15 protein-coding genes are annotated in these 17,823 nt (G+C 58.7%); 4 read left to right on the top strand and 11 right to left on the bottom strand.

The window, feature by feature from the left end:
* The first annotated feature begins 9 nt into the window (after window positions 1–9).
* Window positions 10–1,320 carry a 3-deoxy-D-manno-octulosonic acid transferase gene (locus ACR0AJ_RS03580; protein WP_480740302.1) on the top strand — a complete coding sequence of 437 codons (1,311 nt, stop codon included), beginning with the start codon at window positions 10–12 and terminating at the stop codon, window positions 1,318–1,320.
* 51 nt (window positions 1,321–1,371) lie between these two features.
* Here ACR0AJ_RS03580 and ACR0AJ_RS03585 read toward each other — a convergent pair whose 3' ends face one another.
* From ACR0AJ_RS03585 to ACR0AJ_RS03615, 7 genes are all read right to left on the bottom strand, one after another.
* A complete protein-coding gene (locus ACR0AJ_RS03585; protein ID WP_170348108.1) occupies window positions 1,372–2,535 on the bottom strand; it encodes a M20 aminoacylase family protein in 1,164 nt (387 codons plus the stop codon).
* A 57-nt stretch (window positions 2,536–2,592) separates the two neighbouring features.
* A complete protein-coding gene (locus tag ACR0AJ_RS03590; protein WP_480740105.1) occupies window positions 2,593–3,735 on the bottom strand; it encodes an MFS transporter in 1,143 nt (380 codons plus the stop codon).
* Between the two features lie 61 nt (window positions 3,736–3,796).
* Window positions 3,797–5,074, bottom strand: coding sequence for a DUF3422 family protein (locus ACR0AJ_RS03595; RefSeq protein ID WP_480740107.1), 1,278 nt, complete (start codon window positions 5,072–5,074; stop codon window positions 3,797–3,799).
* Window positions 5,075–5,181: 107 nt separating this feature from the next.
* Entirely contained in the window at window positions 5,182–5,346 is a 165-nt protein-coding gene (locus tag ACR0AJ_RS03600) for a VOC family protein (protein WP_480704047.1), read from the bottom strand.
* Between the two features lie 352 nt (window positions 5,347–5,698).
* Window positions 5,699–7,153, bottom strand: a complete 1,455-nt coding sequence (locus ACR0AJ_RS03605; protein ID WP_480646141.1) for an NAD(P)(+) transhydrogenase (Re/Si-specific) subunit beta — start codon at window positions 7,151–7,153, stop codon at window positions 5,699–5,701.
* Window positions 7,154–7,166: 13 nt separating this feature from the next.
* Entirely contained in the window at window positions 7,167–8,738 is a 1,572-nt protein-coding gene (locus ACR0AJ_RS03610; protein ID WP_170348102.1) for a Re/Si-specific NAD(P)(+) transhydrogenase subunit alpha, read from the bottom strand.
* Between the two features lie 129 nt (window positions 8,739–8,867).
* Complete coding sequence (locus tag ACR0AJ_RS03615; RefSeq protein ID WP_170348100.1) at window positions 8,868–9,317, bottom strand: methyltransferase family protein; 450 nt, start codon at window positions 9,315–9,317, stop codon at window positions 8,868–8,870.
* A gap of 166 nt (window positions 9,318–9,483) precedes the next feature.
* Here ACR0AJ_RS03615 and kynU point away from each other — a divergent pair, with 166 nt between their 5' ends.
* Complete coding sequence (kynU, locus tag ACR0AJ_RS03620) at window positions 9,484–10,677, top strand: kynureninase (protein ID WP_170348098.1); 1,194 nt, start codon at window positions 9,484–9,486, stop codon at window positions 10,675–10,677.
* Here kynU and ACR0AJ_RS03625 read toward each other — a convergent pair.
* Window positions 10,670–11,248: a TetR/AcrR family transcriptional regulator gene (locus ACR0AJ_RS03625; protein ID WP_170348096.1), complete on the bottom strand. Its 579-nt coding sequence runs from the start codon at window positions 11,246–11,248 to the stop codon at window positions 10,670–10,672. The two genes, kynU and ACR0AJ_RS03625, sit on opposite strands and share 8 nt — an antisense overlap.
* A 99-nt stretch (window positions 11,249–11,347) precedes the next feature.
* Between ACR0AJ_RS03625 and ACR0AJ_RS03630 the strand changes: the two genes are divergently transcribed.
* Both ACR0AJ_RS03630 and ACR0AJ_RS03635 read left to right on the top strand, forming a co-directional pair.
* A complete protein-coding gene (locus tag ACR0AJ_RS03630; RefSeq protein ID WP_170348095.1) occupies window positions 11,348–11,812 on the top strand; it encodes a (2Fe-2S)-binding protein in 465 nt (154 codons plus the stop codon).
* 3 nt (window positions 11,813–11,815) lie between these two features.
* Window positions 11,816–14,056: a xanthine dehydrogenase family protein molybdopterin-binding subunit gene (locus ACR0AJ_RS03635; protein WP_480740109.1), complete on the top strand. Its 2,241-nt coding sequence runs from the start codon at window positions 11,816–11,818 to the stop codon at window positions 14,054–14,056.
* Window positions 14,057–14,095: 39 nt separating this feature from the next.
* Here the strand turns inward: ACR0AJ_RS03635 and ACR0AJ_RS03640 are convergent, their stop codons facing one another.
* The 3 genes from ACR0AJ_RS03640 to ACR0AJ_RS03650 form a co-directional block, all read right to left on the bottom strand.
* Window positions 14,096–14,875 (bottom strand): gamma-glutamyl-gamma-aminobutyrate hydrolase family protein, encoded by a 780-nt coding sequence (locus ACR0AJ_RS03640; protein WP_170532768.1) that lies wholly within the window; start codon window positions 14,873–14,875, stop codon window positions 14,096–14,098.
* A 220-nt stretch (window positions 14,876–15,095) separates the two neighbouring features.
* Entirely contained in the window at window positions 15,096–15,521 is a 426-nt protein-coding gene (locus ACR0AJ_RS03645; RefSeq protein WP_170348089.1) for a GlcG/HbpS family heme-binding protein, read from the bottom strand.
* Between the two features lie 25 nt (window positions 15,522–15,546).
* Window positions 15,547–17,679, bottom strand: a complete 2,133-nt coding sequence (locus ACR0AJ_RS03650) for a malate synthase G (protein WP_480740111.1) — start codon at window positions 17,677–17,679, stop codon at window positions 15,547–15,549.
* Between the last annotated feature and the right edge of the window lie 144 nt (window positions 17,680–17,823).

Genomic DNA, 17,823 nt, shown 5'->3' on the forward strand with positions numbered 1-17,823 from the left:
CCGGACCAGATGGGCCGACCGACGCTGCTGTATCATCTGTATTGCGGCCTGACCTCTGTTGCGGAGCCGTTTGTCTGGCGCACCGTACGGAACAAGCTGCAAGCCGCGGATGTTTCCGTAACCCGACAACAGGAACGCCAAGGCCGTGCCAGCCTGCCCCGCCCCGACGGCCAGATGATCTGGTTCCACGCCGCCAGCGTTGGTGAAACCCTTTCGGTCATCAGCCTGATCAAACGGTTGGGGGAACGTCTACCGGATGCCGAGTTTCTGATCACCTCTGGCACGCCAACCTCGGCTGCGCTGATCGAAAAACGCATGCCACCACGAACGCGGCACCAGTACCCTCCACTAGACACCGCAAGCCCCGTGCGGCGCTTTCTGGACCACTGGCACCCAAATGCCGGTATTTTCGTCGAAAGCGAAATCTGGCCCCGTCTGATTGTCGAAGGTGCCAAGCGTGGCATGCCCTTGGCTCTGCTCAACGCACGCCTGTCGGACAAATCCGTCGAAGGCTGGAAGAAACGCCCGGACACAGCCCGGTTCATTCTGGATCGTTTTCGCCTGTTCCTGACCCAGAACAACAAGACCGCGCAAAACCTGATCGTGATGGGCGCGCCCGCTGATCGTGTACAGCCGGGCACGAACCTGAAGGCCATGTCTGACCCCTTGCCGATTGATCAGGCCACGTTGTCCGAAATCCGCGCACAGATCGGCGCCCGCCCCGTCTGGATCGCCAGTTCGACACATGCCGGTGAAGAGGAAACCGTTCTTGCCGCCCACGCAGAGCTGCTCAAACGCTGGCCCGACCTGCTGCTGTTGCTGATCCCGCGCCACCCTGAACGCCGCGCCGAGGTCGCCAGTCTGGCAACCCAAGCGAGGCAAACTGTGGCCATTCGATCGAATGACGACAAGATCACCGACAAAACGCAGGTCTACATGGCAGATACGCTGGGTGAAACCGGCACATGGTACGCGCTGTGCCCTATTGTGTTCCTTGGCGGATCACTGAAAGAGATCGGCGGCCACAATCCGTTCGAACCGGCACAGGCGGGTGCCGCTGTAATCACCGGCCCCGGCTATTTCAACTTTGCCGAAACATTCGCCCCGCTGATCGAATCCGGCGGGGCGCTACAAGTTCAATCTGCTTCCGAACTGACCGAGGCCGTGGAAACCTGGCTATCGGACCAAACCACGCTGGACACAGCCCGTGCGGCTGCGAAATCCTGCGTAAACACCCAACAATCGGCACTGGATGCAATCGTCGAGACGCTATGCACCGAACTCAGCTTATCTGGGTCGGGTTCAACGTCATCTGACTAAGTACGGACCGGGTAGCGCGAGGGGCTGGCCCCTCGCCATCCAACGCCAAGATCAGGCCGCCGGCATCCGCTGTTCGACAATCTCAGCCCACCAGCTGCACCCTGCCGGAATGGCCTCGTCGTTAAAGTTGTACTCAGGGTGATGCACCGCCGCCGTGTCGCCATTGCCAACCAGAATATACGCCCCCGGCCGTTCTTCGAGCATAAAGGCGAAATCCTCGCCGCCCATTATCAATGGTGCCTCGTCGCAATTGCCCGCCACTGAACGCGCGACATCCGCTGCAAAGTCGGTCTGCTCGTCGCTGTTCACCATCACCGGATAGCCCAAGTAATAGGTGACATTGGCCGTTCCGCCAAACGTCGCCGCGATTCCGTTGCAAATCTCTTTGATACGCTTTTCCGCCATTTCCCGCATTTTTGAACTCATCGTACGGACGGTACCTTTGATCTGTACCGTTTGGGGGATGACGTTAAAGGCGGTGGTCGAGGTTTCAAACGACGTAACTGAAACCACGACCTGATCCACCGGATCTGCATTGCGCGACGCCACCGTCTGCAATGCCAGAACCGCCTGCGCCGCCATCACGGTTGTATCGACTGTCTCATGCGGTTTGGCCGCGTGACCGCCCTTGCCCTCAAAGGTGATATCAAATTGATCTGTGGCCGCAAAGAACGCACCGGGACGAATGGCAAAACTGCCTACCGGGCGACCCGGCCAGTTGTGCATGCCATAGACCTCTTGGATGCCCCAACGGTCCATCATGCCGTCCTCGCACATCTCGCGGCCTCCGCCGCCACCCTCTTCGGCGGGTTGAAAGATCACCACGACGGTGCCGTCGAAATTCCGCGTTTCCGAGAGGTATTTCGCCGCTCCCAGCAACATCGCCGTATGCCCGTCATGACCACAGGCATGCATCGCCCCATCGGTCTTGGAGGCATACTCCAGACCCGTCGCCTCATGTATCGGCAGTGCATCCATATCGGCCCGCAGACCGATCACCTTGCCCCCCGTGTCGACCTTACCTTTGATCACCCCAACGACCCCGGTGCGACCAATTCCGGTGACAACCTCATCACAGCCGAATTCCTTCAGCTTCTCAGCAACCAGTGCGCTGGTGCGGTGCGTTTCGAATAGAATCTCGGGGTTTTCATGAATATCGCGCCGCCACCCAGTGATTTCACTCTGCAATTCGGCAAAACGGTTTTTGATCGGCATAGTCTTCTCCCATCTTTTTTCTTTGCCCCGGCTTTATCCCGGCGCGGAATTCTCAAGTCAGTCCAAAGACGCAGGCCGCAGCGCGCCGGACAACAGGACAATCAGGATGGCCAAGGGCAACAAAACCATGAATGCCAATCGTAATGTAAGCATCTCGGCCAAAATCCCAATAAGCGGTGGGCCGATAAGTAACCCTCCATACCCCAGCGTCGCCACACTGGCGATGGCCTGCCCCGGCGGCACATGCGGATCATTGGCTGCCCGGCTGAAGGCCAGCGGCATGATCACAGCATAACCAACCCCCATCAGGGCAAAACCCGCCAAGGCCAATCCCGCCTCTGATGCCGAGACCACTCCGAACACGCCAAGTGCCGCGCAAATGCCTCCAAAACGGGCCGTTGCGACAGGACCAAACCGCGCGATTGCAAATCCGCCAGCCAGCCGAAACGCCACCATCGTCACCGAAAACACGGCATATCCCAACGCAGCGACGCTTTCGGCGGCACCGGTCACATCGCGCAGGAATATTGCACTCCAATCCGCTACGGCACCTTCCCCCAAAGCGCCGCACAGCGCAGTGAACCCAACCAGGATCAACGCACCGGACGGCAGGGCAAAGACACTGCCGTCATGTGAGACAGCTCTGCGCGACGTCCACTTAACCCAGGACAGGGCCAGCGCCAGCGCCACGACAACTCCGCCAGCCAGTAAAAAGTGCTGCATCACTGTCAGTCCCAGCTGCACCGCCCCGTATCCGCTAAGCGCCCCCAACCCGGCGCCCAAACTCCACATCGCGTGGAACGAGGACATGACGGGCTTGTCATAGGATTGCTCGACCTCGGCGGCCCAGGCGTTCATGGCCACATCCATTGAACCGTGAAAGGCACCGAATACGAACAGGAACCCCGCCAGCGCCCAGAACCCATCGGCCACGGCCAACAGGATCAGAGACAACGTGTACAGCACCGCAATAACCCGCGTGATGGCTACGGCCCCGAACCGATCAGACAACCGCCCCGTCACCGGAAAGGAACACACGGCCCCCGCTGCCATGAACAGCAGACCATAGCCCAATGCCTCATGCGTCAATTCCAGCCTGTCCCGCACGGCTGGAATGCGAGATGCCCAAATGCCAAACAGCGCACCGTTCAGGATGAACATGGCAGCCACCGCCCGCCATGCAGACATAATTCCGATCACAGAAAACTCCCACGCGCAGTTTGCTGTTCCTAAAGCGCCCTAGGTAATTCGCAATTGCGGGCTATTGCAAACGCTTTCGAATCTGACGGATGGCAACCCAGACGCACAGAATGACAGGGATCGTCACAACCGAAGTCAACCGTCCCTGACTGATCCCATCCTCGGTCAGCGGGTAAAGAAAGTCACTAACCAGCGTCACCGCGTAGAAACTGATAGCTACCACAGACAGCCCTTCGACGGTGTGCTGTAGCCGCAGCGCAATCTGGGCACGCCGATCCATGCTTTCCAGCAGTGCCTGGTTTTGCGCACTGCGTTCCACATCGACCCGGGTACGTAACAATTCTCCGGCACGGATCGCCCGATCGGACAAAGCCTGCAGGCGGCGCTCGGTGGATTTGACGGTTCGAATGGCTGGATCATACCGGCGCATCATGAAATCGGCGAAACTCTGACGACTCTCAAACCGCTCTTCTCGCAGCACTTCGATCCGCTGGTTCACGATAGCCTCATAGGCCCCCGTCGCCCCAAACCGAAAAGAACACTGGGCGGACAGCGTTTCCAGCTCGGTCGAGGTGGACAATAGATCGGGCAGCAGTTCATCTGGGTGGGCCGTGTTGTCGGTCATTTGCCCCATCAACTCGGTCAGCCTACCGTCCAATTCACCGATACGTGCGGTCAGCTGTTTGACGCGGGCAAACCCAAGCATTGACATTGCTTTATAGGTCTCGATCTCACACAAACGCTGAATGATCCGCCCCGTCCTGCGTCGCCCTGTGCCCTTGCTGACAAACAGCGCAAAGCGCATGTGCCCGGCCGGATCGATACGGAAATCACTGGCACAAATGGCGGTATCGTCCAGCACCCGGGCCACGGCAAGGCTTTCAGGCTCGAACCAGTTCCCCAGAGAAGACCGGACCGCTTCGTCGTCCTGGCGTTCAACCACGCGGAGCATGGCCGACGTCACCCTCTGCCCTGGGCTGGCCATCAACCAATCAGGGGGAAAGACTTCGAAATCTGCCGGGTTGAAGGGGCGATCGCTGACATTTTGTGTAATCGCAGTATAAGTGACGAATTCGGTATGCTGTTCCCATTTCAACCAATGACGGCCAATCTGACCAGCGTAATGCGTCGCCTCCGGCTGCGGATGTTGTGCGCCGTGGCGATCCAGCAGATTGATCAGATGGGCCAGATCCTCATTCCGGTCCCGCGCCACGGCTGCATCTGGCTTCTTGATCGCCAAGAACACCACCGTGCACGGCGTCGCGGCCACCGGAAAGGGGCGCGCGTGCAGTTCATTGGCCAGCGCATAGCGCAGCGGGTGATCATCAATGGGCGTCATGCAGAGCTCCGTTTTGTCCGGGGCACTATACGCCACCTCAAAAATACATCAATTCTCTTTTTATTTCATATACTTAAGTGGATACGGCTGTATACATTCCCTCTATCTCATTGATTTGGCTGCCACAGCTCGATCGGATTGCCCTCGGGATCGTGAATGCGGGCAAACTGTCCCACCTCACTGTCCCACTCAGCACGTGTTTCTACGGTGATCCCGGCGGCCTCAAGCTGCGCTATCAGCGCCGCCAAATGGTCTACTCGGAAATTGATCATCCATTGCTGATCTGCGCGGCCGAAGTATTCCGCAATTTCGGCAAATGGGGCAAAGACAGTAAACCCTTCGCGCTGCTACCAGGGCAAAGGATCGTAATGATTGACGCCCAAGTGTTTCTCATACCGCGCGCTCAACGCGTCTGGGTCGCGGGCACGAAAGAACACACCACCTATGCCGTTTACTTTCTGCATGGCTACTCTCCTGACACCCACCACGTCAGACCAGTCTATCAAAATCCGCCTGCTTCATCTGGCTACAAATATCCCCAAGGTCCGGAGGCAGAGCCTCCTTCACTACAAATAAGAAAAGGGCGCCCGAAGGCGCCCTTTGCAATTTGGTTACACCCCAAGCTCAGTCGATCATGGGCAGAAGCTTGTCCAAGCTGGCCTTTGCGTCGCCATAGAACATGCGGGTGTTTTCCTTAAAGAACAGGGGGTTTTCGATGCCCGAATAGCCGGTGCCCTGACCGCGTTTGGACACGAACACCTGTTTCGCCTTCCAGCATTCCAGCACCGGCATGCCGGCGATGGGGCTGTTGGGGTCTTCCTGTGCCGCAGGGTTCACGATGTCGTTCGAGCCGATGACGATGGCCACATCCGTTTCGGGGAAGTCGTCGTTGATCTCATCCATCTCCAGCACGATGTCATACGGCACCTTCGCCTCGGCCAGCAGCACGTTCATGTGGCCCGGCAGACGGCCCGCGACCGGGTGAATCGCAAAGCGCACGTTCTTGCCCTGGGAGCGCAGCTTGCGGACCAGTTCGGATACGGACTGCTGCGCCTGCGCCACGGCCATGCCATAGCCGGGGATGATGATGACACTGTCAGCATCGTTCAGCGCTGCGGCCACACCATCGGCCTCGATGGCAATCTGCTCACCCTCCACGGCCATCTGTTCGCCCTGCGGGCCACCAAAGCCGCCCAGGATCACGCTGACAAAGTGACGGTTCATCGCCTTACACATGATGTAGGACAGGATCGCACCGGACGAGCCCACCAGCGCACCAACCACGATCAGCAGGTCGTTGCCCAACGAGAAGCCGATCGCCGCCGCGGCCCAACCCGAATACGAGTTCAGCATCGACACAACCACGGGCATGTCGGCACCGCCGATTCCCATAATCAGGTGATAGCCAATGAACAGCGCGGCCAGCGTCATCAGGAACAGCGGGAAGAAGCCGCCGGTCGAGGTGTACCAGACCAAGCAGATCAGCGAGAGACCTGCAGCCGCCGCATTTAGCGCATGACCGCCCGGAAGCTTGGTCGCCGCCGATGTGACCTTGCCGGCCAGCTTGCCATAGGCCACGACCGACCCGGTAAAGGTGATCGCACCGATGAAGATGCCCAGGAACAATTCCACATGCAGGATTGCCAACTCAGCCGAGGTTTTCTTGGCAATCAGCTTGGCGAATGCCCCCAGATCAGAAAGGTCCGCTTCTTTTGCGCTGTCGGCAATGGCCATGACCTGCGCCACGTTGCCAATCTCAAAATGCGCGTTGAAGCCGACGAAAACAGCCGCCAGACCAACCAGCGAGTGCATCGCAGCCACCAGCTGCGGCATCTCGGTCATCTGCACGCGTTGTGCGACGTACTGACCAATCAGGCCACCGCCCGCAATCAGCAGCAGCGACAGCAGCCACAGCCCCGAACCGGGACCAACCAGCGTGGCAAAAACCGCCAGCGCCATACCGACGATGCCATACCAGACCGCGCGCTTGGCACTTTCCTGGTTCGACAATCCGCCGAGCGAAAGGATGAACAGAACAGCCGCAACAACGTAGGCGGCAGTAGTGAAGCCAAATTCCATGTGCCCGGCCTCCTTAAGATTTCTGGAACATGGCGAGCATGCGCCGGGTTACGAGGAAGCCGCCGAAGATGTTAATCCCGGCCATGAAGACAGACAGCGCCGCCAGCAGAATAACCAGGAACGACCCCGATCCGATCTGCATCAAGGCCCCAACAATGATGATCGACGAGATCGCGTTGGTGATCGCCATCAGCGGTGTGTGCAGGCTGTGAGCAACACCCCAGATCACCTGGAAGCCCACAAAAATGGCCAGCACAAAGACGATGAAGTGCTGCATGAAGCTGGCCGGGGCGATCAGCCCCACCAGCAGCATCAGCGCGCCACCAACACCCAACAGGGTGAACTGCTGTTTGGTCTGCGCCTTGAAGGCCGCAATTTCCTGCGCCTTTTTCTCTTCCGGGGTCAGTTCCTTGACCTCGGGTTTTTTCTGTGCCGCAATCGCCTGCACCTTGGGCGGTGGTGGCGGGAAGGTGATCTCACCCTCATGGGTCACGGTCGCGCCGCGGATCACGTCATCTTCCATGTCGTGGTTGATCTGACCATCTTTCTCAGGGGTCAGGTCCGTCATCATGTGGCGGATGTTGGTTGCATAAAGCGACGAGGACTGCGCCGCCATCCGGCTGGGGAAATCGGTATAGCCGATAATGGTCACGCCATTATCGGTGACAATCTTCTCATCCGCGACGGTCAGCTTACAGTTGCCGCCCTTTTCTGCTGCAAGGTCGACAATGACCGAGCCGGGCTTCATCGCCTCGACCATATCCTTGGTCCAAAGCTCGGGCGCTTCGCGGTTGGGGATCAGCGCCGTGGTGATGACGATGTCCATCTCCGGGGCCAGTTCACGGAACTTGGCCAGCTGTGCCTCGCGGAACTCGTCCGACTGGACGCTGGCATAGCCGCCGGTGGCCGCGCCGTCCTGCTGGTCTTCTTCAAAATCCAGATAGACGAACTCGGCGCCCATGGATTCGACCTGCTCGGCCACTTCGGGGCGCACGTCGAACGCGTAAGTGATCGCACCCAGCGAGGTCGAGGTCCCGATCGCCGCCAGACCGGCAACACCGGCCCCTACGATCAGCACCTTCGCAGGCGGCACCTTACCGGCCGCCGTCACCTGACCGGTGAAGAACCGGCCAAAGTTGTTGCCCGCCTCGATCACCGCGCGGTAACCGGCAATATTGGCCATCGACGACAGCGCATCCATTTTTTGTGCGCGGGAAATACGCGGCACCATCTCCATGGCGATGACGTTGGCGCCCTTGGCCTTAGCCGCTTCCATCCCTTCTTCGTTCCCTGCCGGGTTGAAGAACGAAATCAGCGTCTTACCCTTGGTCAGACGCTTCAGCTCGGTTGCGTCGGGTTGACGAACCTTGGCAACAATGTCGGCCTCTTTCCACAGCGCAGCCGCCGTCTTGACGACCTCAACGCCTGCAGCCTCATACGCCGCATCCGAAAAGCCCGCAGCAGCCCCAGCGCCTTTCTCAATCAGGCACTCATAGCCCAGTTTCTGCAACTGCACCGCAGAGTCCGGCGTCATCGCAACCCGGTTCTCGCCCTCATATTTTTCCTTCGGTGTGCCTATCTTCACTGGCAGTCCCCCTAGTTCTCACTCAAGCTGAGCGGGTGGTCGGTATTCTTCGTTAAGCAAACATGTATCTTGCGCAACATTATTTCGCAAGTGCAGCATTCACGATATGATATTATCGGTCTGTCCATCCTAAACCCACCGTCGGGTTTTACGTTCATAACGGGCAAAATCCGCGTGAAAAGTACGGCGCAGGCGATCTTCTTCGGGCAGAATGAACCGGCGCTCAAGCACCCAGACGAAGATTGGGATAAGGATCAGAGACAGCACAGCATCAAACCGTAAAACCAAACCAGCCAGAATCAGAACATCGCCAACATAGATCGGGTTGCGGCTGCGTTTATAAATGCCTGACTGAACCAGCGCCGAAGGTGTTTCGTGCGGGATAACGGTTGTTTTGTGACGGCGAAACTCCATAATCGCCAATACGGCGAGCAGAATGCCGCCCCCGATCAGCAACCCGCTTAACAAGTCAGTCAGTCCACCGTCCAGCGACAAGCCCAGGGGGAAATGACGCGCCTGCAGCCAGGCCAGAAAAGCGAACCCAACAAGCCAGACGGGCGGTATGTCGATCCGGTGCATGCGCATCCCCGCAACTGACAACATGCACAGGCATGTCGTTTCTGGCCGATGTCCTACCGCTTTCGAACCGAATTGGCAAAAGCTCAGGTTGTCGCATCAATGGACAGGCCGATACGGATCGGCTAGGCCGAAAGAAAGCAACACAACACAAAGTAGTGAGCCGCCCATGACCGACTTTGCCGCGACCAAAGCCATGTTCGATCTGCCCGAGGATGTCATTTATCTGGACGGCAATTCGCTGGGTCCGTTGCCGCTGGCTGCCAGTGATCGTGTCAGTGACATGATGGTCAAGGAATGGGGCCAGATGCTGATCACCGGCTGGAACAAGGCCGGATGGATGGGTTTGCCGACCGGCCTGGGCGACCGCATTGGCCGTCTGATCGGCGCGGAACCCGGGACGGTTGTGACCGGCGACACCCTGTCGATCAAAGTGTATCAGGCCGTGGCATCTGCGCTGGAACTGTGCCCGGACCGCAAGGTGGTCCTGTCGGATAACGGCAACTTCCCGTCTGATTTGTATATGGTGGACGGGCTACTACGCTCGCTGGGGCCGGGTTATGAACTACGCGTTGTCGCACCCGAGGACGTGGCCGCTAACATAACCGACGACGTCGCCGTGTTGATGCTGACCGAGGTGGACTATCGCAGCGGGCGCATACACGACATGAAGGCGCTGACCGAACTGGCACATGCAAACGGGACGGTCACTGTCTGGGATCTGGCCCATTCCGCCGGAGCTATCCCAGTGGACCTGTCCGGCTGTAACGCCGATTTCGCGGTGGGCTGCACATATAAATACCTTAACGGGGGCCCCGGTGCGCCAGCCTTTATCTATGTCGCGCCACGCTTGACAGATCGCGCCCGTCCGGCCTTGTCAGGTTGGCTGGGGCACGAGGCACCCTTCGCCTTCGACCTGGACTACCGCCCCGGCAGCGGGATCGAGAGGATGCGGGTCGGCACCCCTCCGATCCTTCAAATGACCGCCCTGTCCGCCGCGATGGACATCTGGGACATGGCGGACATGGCTGATGTGCGCGCCAAATCCATCGACTTGACCGAGTTGTTCATAGCCCGTGTCGAAGGCACCTGCCCTGAGTTGGAACTGGCCAGCCCACGTGATCCGCAGCAGCGCGGCAGTCAGGTCTCGTTTCGGTTTACTGAAGGTTACGCCGCCATGCAGGCTCTGATCGCGCGCGGCGTGATCGGAGATTTCCGTGCGCCGGATATCATGCGCTTCGGGTTCACGCCTTTGTATATCGACGCGAGGGACGTCGAGCGCGCTGTCGAAATCTTGGCTGACATTATGCAAAACCGTTTATGGGATGCACCGGAATTCAAAGTGCGGCAGCGGGTTACCTGACCTCAAGCCCCGCACCGATCAACGCCGCGATCTGCGCAACCTGCTGTTCATAGACCTCTGCACCTGCACCGATCAGCTTGAGCCCCTTAAGCGTGGCCGTAATCGTCCGACCAGTCTCGGCCGCACCGGCCAGCAGGCGCACCCGCCCGGCTCGTTCTTGCTGTGTCAGCCAATCCGCGTATAGCCCTGACAGTTTAGCCTCACCCTCCGCGATGATCTCGGCGGACAAGGATTTGGTGTTGTCCAGCATCTCAAGCCCATGAGGCGAGGCCAGTATCGCGGCCATCCCTGCCGTCTGCGCCTGAATCGCACTGGCTAGAACCTCGGACACTGAACCTGACGTTGCCAGCGCCTCGGCAACAGCCGCGCATTTTTCGACATAGTAGATCTCGGTCAGTTTACTGACGATCGCCTCTTTGTTCTTGAAATGCAGATACAGCGCCGGCCGGGACATCCCCGCCCCCTGCGCAATGTCATCCATCGAGGTTTTTCGGTACCCATAGGCGGCAAAAGCCTGAAAAGCCGAATTCAGGATGGTTTTTTGCCGTAAATCGTCAACTGCTTCCGTCATACCAGAACCTCTGACATTTTTTGTATATTTTGTCAATTGACACACTGACACTTTGCGCTAAATATGTCAGCAACCAGCCACAGCCAGATGAGGTGCGCCATGGCGACCACCCTGAAGATTAACGGCAAGCAACATCAGGTTGACCTGCCCGATGACGTCCCCTTGCTTTGGGTCTTGCGCGATGAGGTCGGCCTGACCGGCACCAAATTCGGCTGCGGCGTGGCGGCCTGTGGTGCCTGCACGGTTCATATTGATGGCGAGGCTGTGCGCTCGTGCCAGGTGAGCCTGTCGGATGTTTGGGGCGATGTCACCACGATTGAAGGTATCGGGACGCCGGGTACGATGGCGACAATCCAGCAAGCCTGGGTCGATCATCAGGTGGCGCAGTGCGGATATTGCCAGTCGGGCCAGATCATGCAGGCCGCTGCGTTGCTGGCTGAAAACCCTGCACCTTCGGACGCCGATATTGATGAGGCGATGCAGGGCAACCTGTGTCGTTGTGGCACCTACCCCCGTATCCGCGCTGCGATCCATGACGCGGCTGGCAAACTGAAGGAGGCGTAACTCATGGCTTCTGTTGGTAAAATCCTTCGCCGCACTTTCCTGATCGGCTCGGCCGCAATTGTCGGCGGCGTAGCATTCGGCGCCTATTATGTCAGCCGCCCCGCCGCGAACCCGCTGAAACCTGGCGAGGGTCAGGCGGCGTTGAACCCGTTTGTCCTGATCGACCAAAACGGCGTAACCCTCTTTGCACCGCGCGCTGAAATGGGTCAGGGCGTCAAGACCACATGGGCCGCGCTGATTGCCGAGGAATTGGACGTGGATCTGAACCAGATCACTGTGCTGCACGGTCCGGCGGCAGCGGCCTACTATAACTCTGCCATGCTGGGGGAAGGTCTGCCCAACAAGGGTTATGACATCTCGGACTTCCAGCACAATCTGGGCGAAGCGCTGGGTGTGCTTGGCAAAGCTCTGCACCTTCAGGTCACGGGTGGTTCGACATCGATGAAGGATGGGTTCGAGCGGATGCGTCAGGCCGGTGCCTCGGCCCGAGACACACTGAAGCGCGCTGCGGCCCTTCGTTTGGGTGTTGACCCGTCGGAACTGGGAACAGCCTCGGGGCATGTCATCGCGCCAAATGGCGACAAGATTGCCTATACGGACTTGGCCGTTGACGCCGCCGGACTTGAGCCGGTCGAAGTGCCCCTTCGCGATCCGTCCGAATGGCGTTATCTGGGCCAAACCCAGCCGCGTCTGGACATGGTCGAAAAGGCAACCGGTACCGCCGAGTTTGGCGTCGACGTTCGCCTGCAGGGGATGAAATTCGCGGCCGTGCGCATGAACCCCAAGCTGGGCGGCGCGATGCACGGTTATGACGACAGCACCGCGCAATCCATGCCGGGGGTCGAGAAAATCGTTGATCTGGGCACAGGTGTCGCCGTGATTGCCAACAACACGTGGCTCGCCAATCAAGCAGTCGAGGCCATCGACGTGGATTGGGGTGACGCCCCCTACCCGCCCGAGACGGATGGCATTTTCACCAAGATCGCCGAGGCGTTTGATGACTCGGCGAATTCGACAATGCGCGACGATGGCGATGTCAGCGTCACACCCGAAGGCGCAACCGAGATTACCGCAGAGTACCAAGTGCCCTATCTGGCCCATGCCACGATGGAGCCGATGAACGCCACCGCGCTGTATACCGGCGATGCGTTGGAGCTGTGGTGCGGCAATCAGGCCCCAACCCTGATCCGGTTTCGCGCGGCCAACACCGCTAATCTGGACACCGAAGCGGTACAAATCCACACCACATATCTGGGTGGTGGGTTTGGTCGCCGGGGTGAACTGGATTTCGGCGAGATTGCCACCAAGGTTGCCATGGCCATGCCCGGCACCCCGGTTCAGACGACCTGGAGCCGCGAAGAAGATATGCGCCACGACTATTACCGCCCCGGCGCCATTGCCCGGATGCGCGGGGCAGTGCAGGACGGCAAGGCAGTTCTGATTGACGGCAAAGTTTCGGCGCAATCCTGCACGCAGCAGGCCGTGACGCGATATACTGGTATGCCTGGTGCCGGCCCGGACAAGGTTCTGGTCGAAGGTTTTTTCAACCAGCCCTACGCGGTGCCGAACTACCGCATGAGCGGCCACATCCCCAAACTTGACGTCCCCGTCGGGTTCTGGCGGTCGGTCGGCAACAGCCATAACGGCTTCTTCCACGAAACCTTCATGGATGAGATGGCCTATGCCGCGGGCCGCGACCCGCTGGAATTCCGGTTGGAACTGATGAAGGGTGAACATGCACCCTCGGCCGGATGCCTTGAAGCGGTGCGCGAAATGTCCGGTTGGACCGGGCAGACACCGGACGGCGTGGGGCGCGGCGTGGCGTTCACCTACAGTTTCGGTACTCCGGTCGCACAAGTGATCGAGGTGGTAGACGAAGACGGCACCATCCGCATCAACAAGGCGTGGATTGCCTGTGATACGGGGCTGGCTCTGGACCCCGAGAACGTCAAAGCGCAGATGTTCGGCGGCATGATGTATGGTCTGTCAGCAGCCTGCTTCGGCGAGATCACCTTTGCCGAAGGTGAGGTCGAGCAATACAACTTCCCCGACTACGATGCGATCCGAATGCATACTGCTCCGCAGGTTGAGGTGCGCGTGCTGGAAACCAACCGCCACATGGGTGGCGCGGGCGAACCCGGAACGCCGCCATCAATGCCGGCGCTTGGCAATGCGTTGTTTGATCTGACCGGAGAACGCGCCCGAAAGCTGCCTCTGAATCAGCAGTTTGATCTGTTGATTTGATTGCAATGCGCCGGTCCCCTTTGTGGATCAGCGCGACATTCACGCCCGTTGCTGTACCAGACTGGCATCCGAACCGGTGGCCCATGCCCGTACGGCGGCACCGAATGCCTCGAACAAAGGTCGGGAAACGGGATCGTTCATTGCATCCCATTCAGGGTGCCATTGCACCGATAGAGTAAAGCCTGGCGCATCTTTGACATAGATCGCCTCGGGCGTACCATCAGGCGCGTGGCCGTCGATGACAACACGGTCACCGACTGTCTTGATACCCTGCCCGTGCAAAGTGTTGGTCATCACTTCGGGCGCGCCGAATAGTTGGTTGAATACGCCACCTTCGTCCAGTGTCACCACATGTCGCAAGGCAAACTTCTCTTCCAAAGTTCCGTCCGGGGGCATGCGGTGGTTCATTCGACCCGGCAAATCGCGTATTTCAGGGTAGAGCGTCCCGCCCATGGCGACGTTGACCTCTTGAAACCCGCGACAAATGCCCATGAAGGGCTGACCACGCTCGACACAGGCGCGAACCAAAGGCAAAGTGACCGCATCCCGCGCCCGGTCGAACTCACCATGCGCGTCAGTGGCGTCCTCGCCGTATTCTTCGGGATGTACATTTGGGCGCCCACCGGTCAGCAGGAACCCGTCGCAGACCTCAAGCAATTCCTCAACCGTGACAAAGCGCGGGTCGGATGGAATCAGCAGCGGCAGGCAATGCGAAACATTTGCCACGGCCTCAGAGTTCATCGTTCCACCCGCATGGGTAGGGTATTCATCGTTCATAAGGTAAGAGTTGCCGATGATACCGACGACAGGTCGAGACATTCCGCATTCCTTGCAGTTTCTGTAACTAACAGGGAAGCTATCCTCAGCAGAAAGAACGTGCAACAGAACACGTCCTGCATGACGGCGCAAGGACGTGTTCAACTGCGCACAAAACGTTCGGGCTATACGGCAAATGTCGGAACAGAATTACAAATGATACCAAGTTTTTGAGAGTTTTTCCCTATTCTCTGGAAAAACCGGCACCACAGGCTGATCGAAATCAGGCTTCTCCGGTCAGGCCTGCCCCCTCGACCCCGGTCATACCCGCAACGACATCATTGTCCGATGTGTCGCCTGTCACACCAATGGCCCCGATCACCGCGCCCTTGCGATCACGCAGCAAAATTCCCCCCGGAACCGGCACAACCTGACCACCATAAACGCCGTTCACCGCATTCATGAAATAAGCCTGAGCTTCGGCACGTTGCATTTGCGCAGTGCCCGCCATGCCCAGCATAACCGACCCATAAGCCTTACCATGCGCTATAGCGAAACGGCCGGGCGCTGCGCCATCTTCGCGTTCAAACGCGATGACGTGCCCACCCGCATCCAAGACCACGACCGAGAGCGGCTTCAGCTCCATCTCGCGGCCTTTTTCAAGAGTTTTGCGAATGATCGTGCGGGCTTTGCGCAGAGAAATGGTCATGGTGTGTCCTAACGTTTTTGCGAAGTTAAAGGCTGGCTTTCAGTTCAAGACGGCGCGCATGCAGAACCGGCTCGGTATACCCCGAAGGTTGAATACGTCCCTTGAATACCAGATCACACGCGGCCTGGAAGGCGATCCCGTCGAACCCCGGCGCCATCGGCGAGTATTCAGGATCATTTTCGTTCTGACGGTCCACCACGGCAGCCATTTTTTGCATCGCAGCCATCAATTGTTCTTTACTGACGACACCATGATGCAGCCAGTTGGCTAGTGCTTGCGAGGAAATCCGGCAGGTTGCCCGATCCTCCATCAGACCCACATCGTTGATATCCGGCACTTTCGAGCAGCCCACGCCCTGATCAATCCAGCGCACGACATATCCCAAAATGCCCTGAGCGCTGTTTTCGATCTCACGCGTGATCTCATCTTCGCTGAGGTTGCGGCCATCCAGCAGCGGTATCGTCAGCAAATCCCACAACGTGCCACGGGCGCCACCAGCGGCCAGTTCGTCCTGACGGGCCAGAACGTCGACCTTGTGGTAATGCGTGGCGTGCAGGGTCGCAGCGGTCGGTGACGGCACCCAGGCGCAGGTCGCGCCGGATTGCGGATGGCCGATCTTGACCTCAAGCATCTCACCCATACGGTCGGGCATCGCCCACATGCCTTTACCGATCTGGGCCTTGCTCTTCAGGCCGCAAGCCAGACCGATATCGACGTTACGGTCTTCGTAAGACGCAATCCAGGGCGTGTTCTTGATGTCGCCTTTGGGCAGCACCGGACCTGCTTCCATCGAGGTATGAATCTCGTCCCCCGTCCGGTCCAGAAAGCCGGTATTGATGAAAGCCACGCGCGATTTCGCAACTCGGATACATTCCTTGAGGTTGGCAGAGGTGCGGCGTTCCTCATCCATGATGCCCAGTTTTACGGTGTTGCGCGGCAGACCGAGAATGTCTTCGACCAAGTCAAAAATCTCGACCGAGAATGCCACCTCTTCCGGCCCGTGCATCTTGGGTTTCACCACGTAAACCGACCCGTTGACCGAATTGCCGCCTTCGCGCTGCAGATCGTGCATTGCGATCACAGTGGTGCAGAGCGCATCCATTAGACCTTCACCGGTCTCATTGCCGTCGGCATCCAGTACGGCGGGGTTGGTCATCAGGTGACCCACGTTACGCACCAGCATCAGCGAGCGGCCTTTCAGCGTTGCCTGCTCTCCATCTGCGGTGGTGTAACCGACATCCTCTGCCAGCTTGCGGGTGAAGGTATTTCCGCCTTTGGAAACCTCTTGCGTCAAGTCACCTTTCATCAGGCCCAGCCAGTTGCCATAGGCCACAACCTTGTCTTCGGCATCAACACAAGCAACCGAGTCTTCGCAGTCCATGATCGTTGACAAGGCCGCTTCGACGACCACATCGGCGATGCCTGCCGGGTCGGATGCGCCGATCGTGCTGGACGGATCGATCACGATTTTGACGTGCAGACCGTTGTTCTTCAGCAGTACGAATTCGGGGTTTTCAGCGGCGCCGCCATATCCAACAAAACGCGAGGAGTCCGCCAGCGCGGGCACCAGTGCTCCGTTTTCCACACGCAGTCCCGAGACATCCGCCCACGAACCGCTGGCCAGCGGTGCAGCGTCATCCAGAAAACCTTTGGCCCAGGCGATCACCCGTGCGCCGCGTTCAGTGTCATATCCTTTGCCAGTGGGAAGATCACCCATCGCATCAGTGCCATACAGCCCATCATACAAACTGCCCCAACGGGCGTTCGCAGCGTTCAGGGCAAAACGGGCATTGGTAATCGGAACAACTAACTGCGGCCCGGGGATTGCTGCGATTTCGGGATCGACATTTGCCGTTTCAATCTGGAAATCGGGGCCTTCTTCTACCAGATACCCGATTTCTCGCAGGAATGCCTCGTATGCGGCGGCATCATGGGCCTGCCCCTTGCGTTCCAGATGCCAACCATCAAGACGGCTTTGAATTTCCGACCGCTTAGCAAGCAGTTCCCGATTTTTTGGGCCAAGCTCATCAACCAAGCGGGCGAATCCGGACCAGAACACCTCGGGCGTGACACCTGTTCCAGGCAATGCCTGATTTTCGATGAAATCCGCCAGCTCCCAGGCAATCTGCAGCCCTTTCCGGGTTTCTCTGCCGCTCATAAGTCAATTCTCCCGCATTGTGTACGTTGGCATGCAGGCGTCAATTAGTGCGAAAGTTTCCGATAGGCAACAGACCCCTCAAGTTTCCGGTGGAATTTGAAGACCAAATTGACCTGCCTGGCGGCTCGGAATACCCAGCATCGG

The sequence above is a fragment of the Ruegeria sp. CJ9 genome, assembly GCF_056536625.1.